This is a genomic window from Kosakonia oryzae (assembly GCF_001658025.2).
GTDB lineage: Bacteria > Pseudomonadota > Gammaproteobacteria > Enterobacterales > Enterobacteriaceae > Kosakonia > Kosakonia oryzae.
In genome coordinates this window covers 3,857,119-3,870,844 of sequence record NZ_CP014007.2, presented here as the reverse complement: position 1 = coordinate 3,870,844, position 13,726 = coordinate 3,857,119, and the positions used below count along the sequence as shown (strand labels likewise).

Below are 13,726 nucleotides of genomic sequence, written 5' to 3'. Positions count from 1 at the left end.
AAGTCAAACTGGGTAACAGGCCTGAACTGGCGGCAGATGAGTTGCATCCATGTGGCAGGATACCGTCCCGCCCGGATTTCTCGCCTCCTGGCTCTTTACTGGCAATCAAAAAAACAAGTTTTGCCTGAATCCAGCGCACAGTTTGGCGACAAAGTCTTGCCGGCTGTTTTTCATATGTCTGATATAGAAGTATTATTGCCGGCAATAACCTTACGGAAGAGGTGGTTTTATGTGGCGGGATGAGATTGACGGTATTGGGCAGGGGCATCACGGGGACAAAACAACAACCGGGGCAACCTGCTACAGCAGTTTGCAGGAATCGTACTGGATCGGGGCACCTGCTCCGCTACGGAAAGGTGACAAAACGGGAGTCTGCCCCGCTTGCGGTAAAACCGGCTCCATCGGTGAAGGCACGATGAAGCGCCAGTTTGGTACGGTTCCGGTCGCGCTTGATGGCGCGGTTATCAACTGCGGTTGTCCGCGCGGCACCAACCGGCTGATTGCCCGTGCCGGAACGTGGTTCGGCCCGGGTGAGCCGCCGCATGCTTACGAACCGATGCATGTGGTGCTGGCCCGCATGAACAGTGAGACAACCGCAGAACCAGAGCAGCACGCGCAGGCTGCGAAAAAAGAGGATAAACCTGCGCCGCTGCCCCTTCCTGCGCTGATTTACCAGACCGCGCGCAAGATGGATGACCATCAGGCCGAAGACATGCGCCATGGCGATCTGGACATACTGACGCTAAGAAATACCTTCCGGCTTGATGTCGATGAAGTTTCCATGAAGGTGAACCCACGAACCCTTAAACTGAAAGACCCGGCAGACCCTTTTGCTTTCCCTTCCCGCTATGTCCATCCCGATTTTCAGCCAAAACCGATGCCCCGGGTCAGCAGGGAAGAGGCAGCGGCGCTGATGTTTGATGAGTTCCGGGAACTGGCGCAGGTGTTCTCTTTTCACGGCCCCTACAAAAACATCATTACGGAAATGATTACGCATATGCAGGGCAACAGCGGCCGGCCATACAGCAGCCCGCTGCTGGACAGAGCGCTGAAAGAGCAGATTCTGGGTGACCATTCGGAGGAAAGCTCTTTGCTGAAGATCAAAGATGCTTTGGAGGATGCTGTTAATTATGAATATGGCTTTATTCCGCTGGATAAAAAGGATGATTTATATGATGGAGAAGGGAATTTTCAGACAGTGGGTTCCTCAGTTCTTCCTCAATTTGACCGCCTGATCGACCGGACGAACGGGCTGGTGATTTCCGTTCATGATAGCTGGTCAACACGTATCACGCTGGCGTCGCTGGAAGTGGAAGGTGACACTTATCGGGCGCAGGTGCATTACCGGATTCAGGATCACTTTGGCCTTGATGATACGGATGTACTGAATCCCCTGTACCGCGAGTTCCGTATCTTCCGGCTGTGGTTCGCGCTCCAGCGCTGGGACGAATACGGCTATCGGCCGTTTATCACTGAGATGAATGCAACCGTGGAAATTACCGGGAGGCGTGATGAATAAGCAACGGATGGCGAAGGTTATTGCGGCTGCGGCCTGCGGTTATCTGCTCTGGCAGTATCTGACACCCGTTGAAATAGTGGCGGTGCACAGGAATATTATTCTCGTCAGACATTTCCCGTACCTGAAAAGCAGGCAGATAGTCTGGTGGGAAGCCAATAAGGAGATGATAAAAGCGAAGTACGGGATCCCTCGCAAATCTAAAGATGGCTTCTGGCAGGTGTTTATTATGGATTTTGGCGACGGGTATCGTATCGACAGAGGGACGGATGAAGATTCGGATCTGCTTTGCTTCAATGATATGCCCGTTGCTGCGCGTTGTATTGAAAAAAAACCGCTCCGCTGGATCGGCTGGAGCCAGAATTCAGGGCAGTTTTATCGATAGTTACCTGGGGCCCGACCGGACGAACATCGCCGGGATGAGGGCGACTATGGAAATCACAGGGAGGCGTGATGAATAAGCAACGGATGGCGAAGGTTATTGCGACTGCGGCCTGCGGTTATCTGCTTTGGCAGTATCTGACTCCGGTTGAAATTGTGGCAGTGCATAAGAACGATATTATCCTCGTCAGGCATTTCCCGTACCTGAAAAGCAGGCAGATAGCCTGGTGGGAAGCCAATAAGGACATGATAAAGGCGAAGTACGGTATTCCTCACAAGTCTGAAGACGGTTATTACACAGTGGTCATTATGAATTTTGGTGATGGCTATCGTGCCGATCGCGGCACGGACGAAGATTCAGATCTGCTTTGCTTCGAGGAAATGCCCGTAGATGCCCGATGTATCGAAAAAAATCCCCGTCTATGGATTATGGCTAGCCAAAATACAGGGCAGTTTTATCGATAGTTACCAGGGGGGCCCGACCGTGGAAATCACCGGGAGGCGTGATGAATAAGCGACGGATGGCGAAGGTTATTGCGGCTGCGGCCTGCGGTTATCTGCTCTGGCAGTATCTGACACCTGTTGAAATTGTGGCAGTGCATAAGAACGATATAATTCTCGTCAGACATTTCCCGTACCTGAAAAGCAGGCAGATAGCCTGGTGGGAAGCCAACAAGGAGATGATAAAAGCGAAGTACAACATTCCTCGCAAATCTAAAAATGGCTCCTGGCAGGTGTTTATTATGGATTTTGGCGACGGATATCGTATCGACAGAGGGACAGATGAAGATTCGGATCTGCTTTGCTTCGATGATATGCCCGTTGCTGCGCGTTGCATTGAAAAAAACAGGCTCCGCTGGATTGGCTGGAGCCCAAATACCGGGCAGGTTTATTGGTAGCTGTCAGGGGCAAAATTGGGGCGTTTGCCCGACCGGACGAACATCACCGGGATGAATGCGACTATGGAAATCACAGGGAGGCGTGATGAATAAGCAACGGATGGCGAAGGTTATTGCGGCTGCGGCCTGCGGTTATCTGCTCTGGCAGTATCTGACACCCGTTGAGATTGTGGCCGTTCACGACGGAGATACGATACTTGTCAGGCATTTCCCGTACCTGAAAAGCCGGCAGATAGCCTGGTGGGAAGCTAATAAGGCGATGATAAAGGCGAAGTACGGGATCCCTCACAAGTCTAAAGACGGTTATTACAGCGTACATATTATGGATTTTGGTGACGGGTATCGTATCGACAGAGGGACAGATGAAGATTCGGATCTGCTTTGCTTCAATGATATGCCCGTTGCTGCGCGCTGCATTGAAAAAAAACCGCTCCGCTGGATCGGCTGGAGCCAGAATTCAGGGCAGTTTTATCGATAGTTACCTGGGGCCCGACCGTGGTAATTACCGGGAGGCGTGATGAATAAGCGACGGATGGCGAAGGTTATTGCGGCTGCGGCCTGCGGTTATCTGTTCTGGCAGTATCTGATACCCGTTGAGATAGTGGCGGTGCACAGGAATATTATTCTCGTCAGACATTTCCCGTACCTGAAAAGCAGGCAGATAGCCTGGTGGGAAGCCAACAAGGACATGATAAAGGCCAGATATGGAATTCCTCACAAGTCTGAAGACGGTTATTACAGCGTACATATTATGGATTTTGGCGACGGGTATCGTATCGACAGAGGGACAGATGAAGATTCGGATCTGCTTTGCTTCAATGATATGCCCGTTGCTGCGCGTTGCATTGAAAAAAACAGGCTCCGCTGGATTGGCTGGAGCCCAAATACCGGGCAGTTTTATTGGTAGCTGTCTGGGGGCATCTTACCCCGGATCGTAGAGGCGCATGGAACGGATGTTTGCAGTGAAACCAGCCCCTTTGCGATGGCGATATTCTCTTTGTCAGGCATTTCTCTAACTTAAACCCCCTTCCTGTATTGCCCTGGAATTGTGCAACTCACCCTTATCAAAAGGGCAACGCTAAGTTGCAATTATTATTATTGTGGCAACGCTCTGTTCTGGTTTAGAACAAAAAGACAACAACAGACATTTGCGCTACCGGCAGCAAATCAGACAGGGCAAACAATATGACAACACAACAAATTATTGCGCAGGCGCTGGCGTGGTTTGATAGCGGCCACTTCAAAGAGACGCTTGCCGCACGCGTGGCGATCCCCAGCGAGAGCCAGCGCACCGATCGCGACGACGCATTACGCCGTTACTACGACGAGGCGTTTATTCCGGCGTTTCACGAAATGGGCTTTCAAACCGAGATCATCGCGAATCCGGTGAACGCCGCGCGGCCTTTTTTGCTCGCCAGCTATCAGGAAGATCCCGCCTTGCCGACAGTGATGTGCTACGGCCACGGCGATGTGGTGTTTGGCGATGATGCACGCTGGGCCGAAGGGCTTTCGCCGTGGACGTTGACCGAGCGCGATGGCAACTGGTACGGACGCGGTGCGGCAGATAACAAAGGCCAGCACTCGGTGAACCTGGCGGCGCTGGCGCAGGTATATCATGCGCGTAACGGGCGTCTGGGTTTTAACTGCGTCTGGCTGTGCGAGATGGGTGAAGAGATCAGCTCGCCGGGGCTGGCGGAGGTGTGTAAGCAGTTAAAAACGCGCCTTAATGCCGATCTGTTTATCGCCTCGGATGGCCCGCGCCTGAGCGCCGATCGCCCGACGCTGTTTCTTGGCTCGCGCGGTTGCGCCAACTTCCGTCTGACCATTCATGCCCGCGCCAAAGATTACCACTCCGGCAACTGGGGCGGCTTGCTGAGCAACCCCGGTACGCAACTGGCGAACGCCATCGCTTGCCTGGTGGACGGCAAAGGCGAAATCCAGGTTGCCGCGCTGAAACCACCCGCGCTGACGCCGGAACTGAAAGCGATCCTCGCGGATATCACGCCTGCGCGCGGTAAAAACGATCCGGCCACCGACGCAAACTGGGGCGAGCCGGGCTTAACCGCTGCCGAAAAACTGTTTGGCTGGAACACGCTGGAAGTATTGTCGTTTCTCACCGGCAATCCGGCGCAGCCGATGAACGCCATACCAGGCCAGGCGACGGCGGTCTGCCAGCTACGTTTTGTTGTCGGCACTGACTGGCAACAACTGGAACATGCGCTGCGCGCGCATCTCGATGCGCACGGCTTTTCGATGGTCACCCTCAGTGAAGTGCGTGGTACGCCAGCAACCCGCTTTGATCCGACCGATCCACTGGTGCATTGGGTGCTGGAGGCGATGGCGGAGACCAGCGCCAACAAACCGGCGCTGCTGCCAAACCTCGGCGGCTCTTTGCCTAACGACGTGTTCGACGGGATTTTAGGTCTGCCGACGCTGTGGGTGCCGCACTCTTATCCGGCCTGTGGTCAGCATGCGCCGGATGAGCATCTGCCGGTGGCGATTGCCCGCGAAGGGCTGGCGATCATGACGCGTTTATTCTGGGATTTGGGCGAACAGGGCGCAGAACTGCTGGCGCGCCACCGTCGGCATCAGGCGGGAGGTGCGCGATGAGTACGCAGGCTCGCGAAATGGAGCAGGGCGGTACCCGTCCGAGCCTCTATAAAACCCTTTTCGCCACCTGTATTGGCAACGCGCTGGAGTGGTTTGATATTGCGGTTTACGGCTTTTTTGCCAGCTATATCGCCCATGTCTTTTTCCCGACCGCTAACCCGACAGTGTCACTGCTGCTGGCCTTTGGGAGCTTTGGCGTCGCTTTTCTGATCCGCCCGCTGGGCGCGATTGTGCTGGGGGCGTATGCCGACAAACATGGACGCAAAGCGTCGCTGCTGCTGTCGATCAATTTGATGATGCTCGGCGGCGCGATGATCACGTTTATGCCCGGTTATGCCACGCTGGGCGTTGTCGCACCGCTGTTGATTCTGGTTGCACGGCTGATTCAGGGCTTTTCGGCGGGCGGCGAATTTGGCAGTTCGACGGCGTTTCTGGTGGAACACTTTCCCGAACGCAAAGCCTTTATTGCCAGTTGGCAGTTTGCCACACAGGGCGCGAGCACGTTGCTGGCCTCTGCGTTTGGTCTGGGGCTGGCGCAGTGGCTGACGGCTGAGCAGTTGCAGGAGTGGGGCTGGCGAATTCCGTTTGCCTTTGGCCTGCTGATTGGCCCGGTCGGGCTGTGGATCCGCCGCCATGTTCATGAACCGGCAGCCTACGCTCAGGCAGAAAAACCTGCTCATCCGGTAAAACTGCTGCTCGGCGCGCAGAAGCGGCTGGTGCTGCTGGCGATTGGCCTGATGGTGGTTTCGACGGCGATCAACTACATGCTTAACTACGTGCCGACGTGGGCGACGAAAAGCCTCGGTTTACCGCCATCCTCCGCGTATAGCGCCACGCTGTTGGCCGGGGTGATCCTGACGGTGGTAACGCCGATTGGCGGCCTGCTGGCTGAACGTGTTGGCCGCGTGAAGTTGCTGTGGGTGGCGCTGGTGCTGATGGCCTTCACGCTACTGCCCGCTTTCTGGCTGACCAGCTTGAACGTCACGCCGTTGTCACTGGCCTTGTTGGTAGGCTGGATGGCGCTGCTGAAATCGATTTACTTCTCGACCATTCCCTCGCTGATGGCCGATATTTTTCCGGTATCGACCCGCGCCAGCGGCATGTCGATCAGCTATAACGTGGCGGTGACAGTATTTGGCGGCTTCGCACCGTTTATCTGTACGCTGCTGATTGGCGCCACCGGTAGCCACTTCGCGCCGGGGCTGTATCTGATGGTGACGGTATTCCTCAGCGTCATGGCGCTGTGGCAAGCGCAGAAACAGCACCGGTAGCTCAACCTTCAGGGCGTTGCGCATATTCGCGCAGCACCCTGACGTAAGGCACAGTGCGCGAATCCGGGTGCCGGGCAATACAGTTGAGCAGCACGCTGACCGCTTGTTGATGTTCGCCGAGATTGTGCAGGCACAAAGCATAAAACGGCCTTACCTCCGTCGCCTGCGGCCAGCGGGCAAGAATCTCTTCAAACAGGATTTTTGCCTGTGTGTACTGCCCCAGGCAGCGCAACGTTGAGGCCAGGCCAAAACGCGCTTCAAATTCATCTTCGCCTGTCAGCCCCGCCTCCAGTGCGGCACGGTACCACTGCTCTGCTTCCTGCTCATTACCTTCGTTATCATACGACCAGGCGATATTCAGCAACGCCAGCGCGCGTAGCGCTGGTTCTTCGACAAGCGCTTTCAACGCCTGACGGCTTTGTTCGTACTCACCCTGTTTTCGCAGCGCGATCGCTGCCTCTATTCTATTATCCATCTCTTCCTTACCTGGTAAGCCAACATGGCGCAGCAAACTCATCGTAATAAAGAATCAAGGAAAATCCTATATTTTTAAAAGCGCTGGTGAAGGCACAGGGGATGTTTTAATATTGCTATTAATTTGTAGTCATAATGAAATTGCGCAGCGTTTAATGAGCGCCTGTTAATTATATTTTTTTATTTGTTTTTCTTGGCTCACACAGCAAAGGTAATCATCATGATCTGGATTGCATTGATTTTCATTGCAATCATAGCTGCGCTCGTCATTTTTGTTATAAAGCAAAGAGATTCAATGGATGTTATGAAATTCATTGACTTACTTTATAAAGATAGTGATGACGTGCGGCGGTGATTAAATGAAGAGTAAATCGCTGATAAATTCATTCTGGCTGGTTATGGAGAAAATTATTTCCATGGTCGGTCTTTTTTTGGTCAGCGCTTTTGTCGCTAAATATATCGGCCCGGCGCTGGTGGGGAAAATAGCGTTAGCTGTAGCCAGTTTTCAAATTGTTATGGTGGTTGCACAGTTTGGCAGTGAAAATATTATTATCAGACGACTGTCGAGAAATATCTATTCCGGCGTAGTGCTGGCCAGAATATCGCTGTTATTACGCTCGGGGATTTATATCGTTATTGCGCTTCCCGTGCTCTGGTACAGCCACAGTAAGGATATGATTGAATTCGTTTTCTTTTGCGCGGTGGCGGTGGCCAGCTTTTTTACCACCATTGATGTTGTTGCCACCTACAATGACACGACGCTGAATTCAAAAATCAATGCGGTTTTCAACGTGGTCGGGCTGATTGCGGCACTGATTCTGCGCTTTTTTATTGCCGAACTGAAATTAAACCCCTTATTACTCACCATTCCGATTGTCGTGACAACGTTATTACCTTTTCTGCTGCGGTTGATCCATTTTGCCAAAAGTGGAAATAAAAAAGCGCTGGCGGAGAAAACAAAGAAACCAGCAACGTACCTGAAGTATCTGGTTATTACCGGTAGTTCGATGTTGATTGCCAATATTTCTGTGGCGATATATCCACGTATTAATCTGTTTTTTCTCTCCGGGTTAAGTGATGCCCATCAATTAGGCATTTACTCAGTGGCGGTCACGTTAGCTACCTCGTGGAGTTTTGTCGTGCTGGCGCTGGTGACGTCTTATTTTCCGGCTGTTTATAATGAAAAAAACGAGGGCGCGGCGGCGCTGAAAGCCACGGAACTGAATATTGCCATTGCGGCGATTTCGTTGTGTGTAATTGTCGGTTTTGCTGCCGTAGGGAAAATGTTTATTAGTATGTTGTATGGCCCGGCATTTGCCGATGCCTGGTTACCAGCGCTGATATTATGCGTTGGCACGATGCTTTCCACGATGGGCGCCATTTCGTCACGCTATATTTTAAAAACGTCGGGCTATCGCTATCTCTCCTGTAAATCATTAATCGCGCTCATCTTGTGCGTGCCACTGTCATTCTTTTTTATCACCTCAGATGGGATTGTTGGTGCCGCCATCTCGGTAGTAGTGCTGGAATTTATCTCGCTGACGCTGCTGAACTACGGCTACAAAAAAGGCACCGTGCTGAAGATGCACCTGCTGATGTTTGGCGCCTTACCTGGCATGGTGCGAAGGATCTTCTGACATTTGCCGGAAAGCCGTGGCTTTCCGGCGTCGCGCAATCAGGCTGTCTTTTCTTCGTAGCCCAGCTCCTGGGAGATCGCTCTGGCGGTATTTTTCAGCGCCGCAAGCAGACGCGCTTCACCTAACAGCTCCAGCCGCGAGGTGGAGAGCGAAATGGAGACGGCGTACGGCACGCGGCCCTGAATGTCGAACACCGGCACCGCGAGGCAGGAGACGCCTAGCTCATTCTCTTCCCTGTCTTTTGCCCACTGCTGTGCACGAATTTCCTGCAACTCCCGCTGCATCACATCGAGCTTATCGATGGTGTAGCGGGTGAGCGGCTTGATCATCTCCCGGTGGTTTGTCCAGTACTCGATAACATACTCCGGGCGGCCATAAGCCAGGTAGATTTTGCCCATCGCCGAGCAGTACAGCTCCTGGTGCTGGCCGATATATGCCCGCGTTCTCAGCATGCCGGTGGTCGGCTCAAGTTTATAAATCAGGATCGCGTGATCATCTTCACGGGTGGAGAAGTTGATGGTTTCACCGATCTCCAGGTTCAGCGCTTCAAGATGCGGCGCGGCAACGTGAATGATGTTTAATGACGACAGCGCCTTTTGCCCGATGGCGATGCATTTGGTGGTTAAACGGTAACTGCCCGCCGCCGGTGCAGGTTTGACATAGCCGCAGGATTGCAGCCCCTGCAACAGGCGGTGCACCGTACTTTTGTTCAACTGTGCCAGCTCAGAAAGATGCGCTAACGGGCATCCATTTGGGTAGTTACTCAGAATATCCAGCAGTTGTAATCCCCGAAACAGGCTTTGGCTTCCCGACGGTTTCTCTTTTTCTTCTTGCATTGATGCGCTCTCGCTTCCTGCCACTTACGGACCCGTTAAATTTCCAGCTTCAATACTAACGCAAAATGGAACGGGCCACACAAAATCACCATACGTTTGTAACCCATTGATAGTAATCAACTTCGAAATTTAAAGTGACGCGATGATCACATATCTGGATTTTACTATACGGAATGCTATTTCGTATTTTGAAATTCAAGGGTATAAAAAAAGCACAGATGTTCGATGCAATCAGGAGAAAAAAATGAAGGTGACCTTCGAAGAGCTGAAACACGCTTTCAAACGCGTGCTGCTTTCCCGCAAGGTGCGTGAAGAGACTGCCGATGCCTGCGCAGAGATGTTCGCCCGCACCACCGAGTCCGGCGTTTATTCCCACGGCGTTAACCGCTTCCCGCGATTTATTCAGCAACTGGATGCCGGCGACATCATTCCGGAAGCGCAGGCTAAGCGCATCGCCAATCTTGGCGCGATTGAACAGTGGGATGCGCAGCGCTCGATTGGCAATCTGACGGCGAAAAAGATGATGGATCGCGCCATCGAACTGGCGTCGGATCACGGCATTGGCCTGGTGGCGGTGCGTAACGCCAACCACTGGATGCGCGGCGGCAGCTATGGCTGGCAAGCGGCGGAGAGAGGTTACATCGGAATCTGCTGGACCAACTCCATTGCCGTGATGCCGCCGTGGGGCGCAAAAGAGTGCCGTATCGGCACCAACCCGCTGATCGTCGCCATTCCCTCCACGCCGATCACCATGGTGGATATGTCGATGTCGATGTTTTCCTACGGCATGCTGGAAGTGAACCGGCTGGCCGGGCGCAAGCTCCCGGTGGATGGCGGCTTTGATGATGACGGTAACCTGACGAAAGAGCCGGGCGTGATTGAGAAAAACCGCCGCATCCTGCCGATGGGTTACTGGAAAGGTTCTGGCCTGTCGATTGTGCTGGATATGATTGCCACGCTACTTTCTGATGGCGCATCTGTCGCGGAAGTGACGGAGGATAACAGCGACGAATACGGGATTTCGCAGGTCTTTATCGCCATTGAAGTCGATAAGCTTATCGACGGCGCTTCGCGCGATGCCAAGCTGCAACGCATTATGGATTACATCACCACTGCGGAACGCGCTGATGAAAATGCGCCGGTTCGCCTGCCGGGCCACGAGTTTACCCGCCTGCTGGAAGAGAACCGCCGCAATGGCATCACCGTGGATGACAGCGTGTGGGCCAAAATCCAGGCGCTGTAAGGAGGAACGATGATCTTCGGCCATATTTCACAGCCCAATCCCTGCCGCTTACCGGCAGCGATTGAAACCGCGCTGGAATTTCTGCGCACCACCGATTTCCGCACCCTGCAACCTGGCGTCGTGGAAATTGACGGGCGCACGGTCTTTGCGCAGATCCTTGACCTGACCACCCGGCCCAGGGAGCAGCAGAAACCGGAAGTTCATCGCCGCTATCTGGATATTCAGTTTCTGGCGTGGGGCGAAGAAGAGATCGGTATTGCCATTGACCGCGGAAATAACGTTATTCAGGAAGAACTGCTGGCCCAGCGCGATATTATTTATTACCAGGACAGTGAAAACGAATCCTTTATTGAAATGATCCCAGGCAGCTACGCGATATTTTTCCCGCAGGATGTTCATCGTCCGGCCTGTAATAAACATCGCGCAACGGCTATTCGTAAAATTGTGGTGAAGGTGGCGATTGCTGCATTGAATTAATGCGCCACTAAGCAGGAGCGAAATATGAATAATAATGCCGGTTATATTATCGGTGCGTATCCCTGCGCGCCGTCGTTTCACCAGCAGGGGGAAGAGCAGGAACGGGATTTCTGGCGGCAACTGGCGGATACGCCGCATATTGCCGGGCTGGAACAACCTTGTCTGGAAAATCTGCATCCGCTTGGCGATGAGTGGCTGCTGAAACACACGCCGGGCGAGTGGCAGATAGTGGTGACGGCGGTGATGGAAACCATGCGTCGCCGCGCGTCGAACGGCGGTTTTGGCCTCGCCTCCAGCGATGAAGAGCAGCGCCGCGCCTGCGTTGATTATTACCGCCATCTGCATAACAAAATCCGCGCGGTCAATGCCCGTTTCCCCGGCAAAATCATCGCGCTGGAGATGCAGGCCGCGCCGCTGGCGGGTAATGCCAGCGTGGAACAGGCCACCGACGCGTTTGCCCGTTCAATCGCGGAAATTGCCCACTGGGACTGGGATTGCGAACTGGTGCTCGAACATTGCGATGCCATGAACCAGCCCGCGCCGCGCAAAGGCTTTTTGCCGCTGGAAAATGTACTGGAAACGCTGGCGGGCGTGGAGATTGGCGTGTGCATTAACTGGGCGCGCTCCGCCATTGAAGGGCGCAATACGACACTACCGCTCAGCCATACGCAACGGGCGCAACAGGCCGGAAAATTGCGCGGCTTGATGTTCTCCGGCACCACGCAGCAGGGCGCTTACGGTGAATGGCAGGATTTGCACGCGCCATTTGCTCCGTTTTGCGCCGAGAGTTTATTAACGGTCGAACGTGCCCGTGCGTTATTTAACGCCACGGCAAACGATAATTTATTATTCAGCGGCATTAAATTACTGGAAATTGATGCCGAAGCCAGTATTGATCATCGTGTCGCGATATTACGCGACGGCATTAACGCATTAAATAAAGCCAGACAATAAATACAACAACCTCTGTCATCGCATACCTGTTACTTTTAACGAGATGCTAATTATGAATACATCCTCTTACTCTACACCTGCGGATATTCCGCATCAGCGCTGGTTAAGAATAATTCCCCCGATTCTTATCGCTTGCATTATTTCCTATATGGACCGCGTGAATATCGCGTTTGCCATGCCCGGCGGGATGGATCAGGAACTCGGTATTACCGCGTCGATGGCCGGTCTCGCCGGGGGAATTTTCTTTATCGGTTATCTCTTCTTGCAGGTGCCCGGCGGCAAAATTGCCGTGCACGGTAGCGGCAAGAAATTTATCGGCTGGTCGCTGGTGGCCTGGGCGGTGATCTCGGTACTGACCGGGTTGGTTACCAACCAGTATCAGTTACTGGCACTGCGCTTTTTACTCGGCGTGGCGGAAGGCGGCATGTTGCCGGTGGTGCTGACGATGATCAGCAACTGGTTCCCGGATGCGGAACGTGGCCGCGCCAACGCGATTGTGATCATGTTTGTGCCGATTGCCGGTATCGTCACCGCGCCGCTCTCCGGCTGGATCATTACCGCGCTGGACTGGCGCTGGCTGTTTATCATCGAAGGGCTGCTCTCCATCGTGGTGCTGGTACTGTGGGCGATGACCATCTATGACCGTCCGCAGGAAGCGCGCTGGATCTCGGAGACCGAGAAAAAATATCTGGTTGAGACGCTGGCGGCAGAACAGCGCGCGATTGCCGGGAAAGAGGTGAAGAATGCCTCGCTGAGCGCCGTGCTCTCCGACAGAACCATGTGGCAACTGATTGCGCTCAACTTCTTCTACCAGACCGGCATCTACGGCTACACCCTGTGGCTGCCCACCATTCTGAAAGAACTTACTCACAGCACTATGGGGCAGGTGGGCATGCTGGCGATTTTGCCGTACATCGGCGCGATTGCCGGGATGTTTATCTTCTCCTCCCTCTCTGACCGTACCGGTAAACGCAAGCTGTTTGTCTCGTTGCCGCTGGTGGGTTTTGCGCTGTGCATGTTCTTGTCGGTGGCGCTGAAAGAGAGCATCTGGCTGGCCTATGCGGCGCTGGTTGGCTGCGGCTTCTTCCTGCAATCGGCGGCGGGCGTGTTCTGGACCATTCCGGCGCGGCTGTTCAGCGCGGAAATGGCCGGTGGCGCGCGCGGCGTGATTAACGCACTGGGTAACCTCGGCGGTTTCTGCGGCCCGTATGCGGTGGGCGTGCTGATCAACCTCTACAGCAAAGATGCCGGAGTCTATTGCCTGGCGATTTCCCTGGCGCTCGCCGCGTTGATGGCGCTGTTGCTGCCAGCGAAGTGCGATGCGGGAAACGCCGCTGTTAACCCGCTCGGCGCGCGCAAACGCGAAGCCTGACCGCAATGCCCGGTGGCGCGGTGCTTACCGGGCATACAGATAAGCGGCAATAACAA

The 13,726-nt window shown here is 53.9% G+C and carries 15 protein-coding genes; 13 read left to right on the top strand and 2 right to left on the bottom strand.

What is annotated here, in order from left to right; translation table 11 throughout:
- Positions 1-229: 229 nt before the first annotated feature.
- From AWR26_RS18435 to AWR26_RS18400, 8 genes are all read left to right on the top strand, one after another.
- The gene (locus AWR26_RS18435) at positions 230-1,519 is read left to right on the top strand and encodes a PAAR domain-containing protein (RefSeq protein ID WP_139227855.1); all 1,290 of its coding nucleotides are present in this window, start codon (positions 230-232) and stop codon (positions 1,517-1,519) included.
- Positions 1,512-1,901, top strand: coding sequence for a DUF943 family protein (locus tag AWR26_RS18430; protein ID WP_064567950.1), 390 nt, complete (start codon positions 1,512-1,514; stop codon positions 1,899-1,901). The genes AWR26_RS18435 and AWR26_RS18430 overlap by 8 nt, the downstream gene beginning before the upstream one ends.
- 68 nt (positions 1,902-1,969) lie before the next feature.
- Positions 1,970-2,362, top strand: a complete 393-nt coding sequence (locus AWR26_RS18425; protein WP_064567948.1) for a DUF943 family protein — start codon at positions 1,970-1,972, stop codon at positions 2,360-2,362.
- A 56-nt stretch (positions 2,363-2,418) separates the two neighbouring features.
- Positions 2,419-2,796, top strand: coding sequence for a DUF943 family protein (locus tag AWR26_RS18420; protein WP_244256205.1), 378 nt, complete (start codon positions 2,419-2,421; stop codon positions 2,794-2,796).
- 85 nt (positions 2,797-2,881) lie between these two features.
- Positions 2,882-3,274, top strand: coding sequence for a DUF943 family protein (locus AWR26_RS18415; RefSeq protein ID WP_064567946.1), 393 nt, complete (start codon positions 2,882-2,884; stop codon positions 3,272-3,274).
- A 39-nt stretch (positions 3,275-3,313) separates the two neighbouring features.
- Positions 3,314-3,703, top strand: coding sequence for a DUF943 family protein (locus AWR26_RS18410; protein WP_064567945.1), 390 nt, complete (start codon positions 3,314-3,316; stop codon positions 3,701-3,703).
- A 278-nt stretch (positions 3,704-3,981) separates the two neighbouring features.
- Positions 3,982-5,406, top strand: coding sequence for a M20 family metallopeptidase (locus AWR26_RS18405; protein ID WP_064567943.1), 1,425 nt, complete (start codon positions 3,982-3,984; stop codon positions 5,404-5,406).
- The gene (locus tag AWR26_RS18400) at positions 5,403-6,677 is read left to right on the top strand and encodes an MFS transporter (protein WP_064567941.1); all 1,275 of its coding nucleotides are present in this window, start codon (positions 5,403-5,405) and stop codon (positions 6,675-6,677) included. The genes AWR26_RS18405 and AWR26_RS18400 overlap by 4 nt, the downstream gene beginning before the upstream one ends.
- A 1-nt stretch (position 6,678) precedes the next feature.
- Here AWR26_RS18400 and AWR26_RS18395 read toward each other — a convergent pair whose 3' ends face one another.
- Positions 6,679-7,152 carry a tetratricopeptide repeat protein gene (locus tag AWR26_RS18395; RefSeq protein ID WP_064567940.1) on the bottom strand — a complete coding sequence of 158 codons (474 nt, stop codon included), beginning with the start codon at positions 7,150-7,152 and terminating at the stop codon, positions 6,679-6,681.
- Positions 7,153-7,510: 358 nt separating this feature from the next.
- Here AWR26_RS18395 and AWR26_RS18390 point away from each other — a divergent pair, with 358 nt between their 5' ends.
- A complete protein-coding gene (locus AWR26_RS18390; protein ID WP_064567938.1) occupies positions 7,511-8,788 on the top strand; it encodes an oligosaccharide flippase family protein in 1,278 nt (425 codons plus the stop codon).
- Between the two features lie 38 nt (positions 8,789-8,826).
- Here AWR26_RS18390 and AWR26_RS18385 read toward each other — a convergent pair whose 3' ends face one another.
- Positions 8,827-9,624: an IclR family transcriptional regulator gene (locus AWR26_RS18385; RefSeq protein ID WP_064567936.1), complete on the bottom strand. Its 798-nt coding sequence runs from the start codon at positions 9,622-9,624 to the stop codon at positions 8,827-8,829.
- Positions 9,625-9,868: 244 nt separating this feature from the next.
- On the opposite strand from AWR26_RS18385, the gene yiaK reads away from it, so the two are divergent.
- From yiaK to AWR26_RS18365, 4 genes are read left to right on the top strand one after another with little or no spacing between them, the layout of a single operon-like run.
- Positions 9,869-10,867, top strand: a complete 999-nt coding sequence (yiaK, locus tag AWR26_RS18380) for a 3-dehydro-L-gulonate 2-dehydrogenase (RefSeq protein WP_007373801.1) — start codon at positions 9,869-9,871, stop codon at positions 10,865-10,867.
- A gap of 9 nt (positions 10,868-10,876) precedes the next feature.
- A complete protein-coding gene (locus AWR26_RS18375; RefSeq protein WP_064567934.1) occupies positions 10,877-11,344 on the top strand; it encodes a YhcH/YjgK/YiaL family protein in 468 nt (155 codons plus the stop codon).
- A 24-nt stretch (positions 11,345-11,368) separates the two neighbouring features.
- Complete coding sequence (locus AWR26_RS18370; protein ID WP_064567932.1) at positions 11,369-12,298, top strand: DUF4862 family protein; 930 nt, start codon at positions 11,369-11,371, stop codon at positions 12,296-12,298.
- A gap of 52 nt (positions 12,299-12,350) precedes the next feature.
- Positions 12,351-13,670, top strand: coding sequence for an MFS transporter (locus AWR26_RS18365; protein WP_064567930.1), 1,320 nt, complete (start codon positions 12,351-12,353; stop codon positions 13,668-13,670).
- Positions 13,671-13,726: the final 56 nt, after the last annotated feature.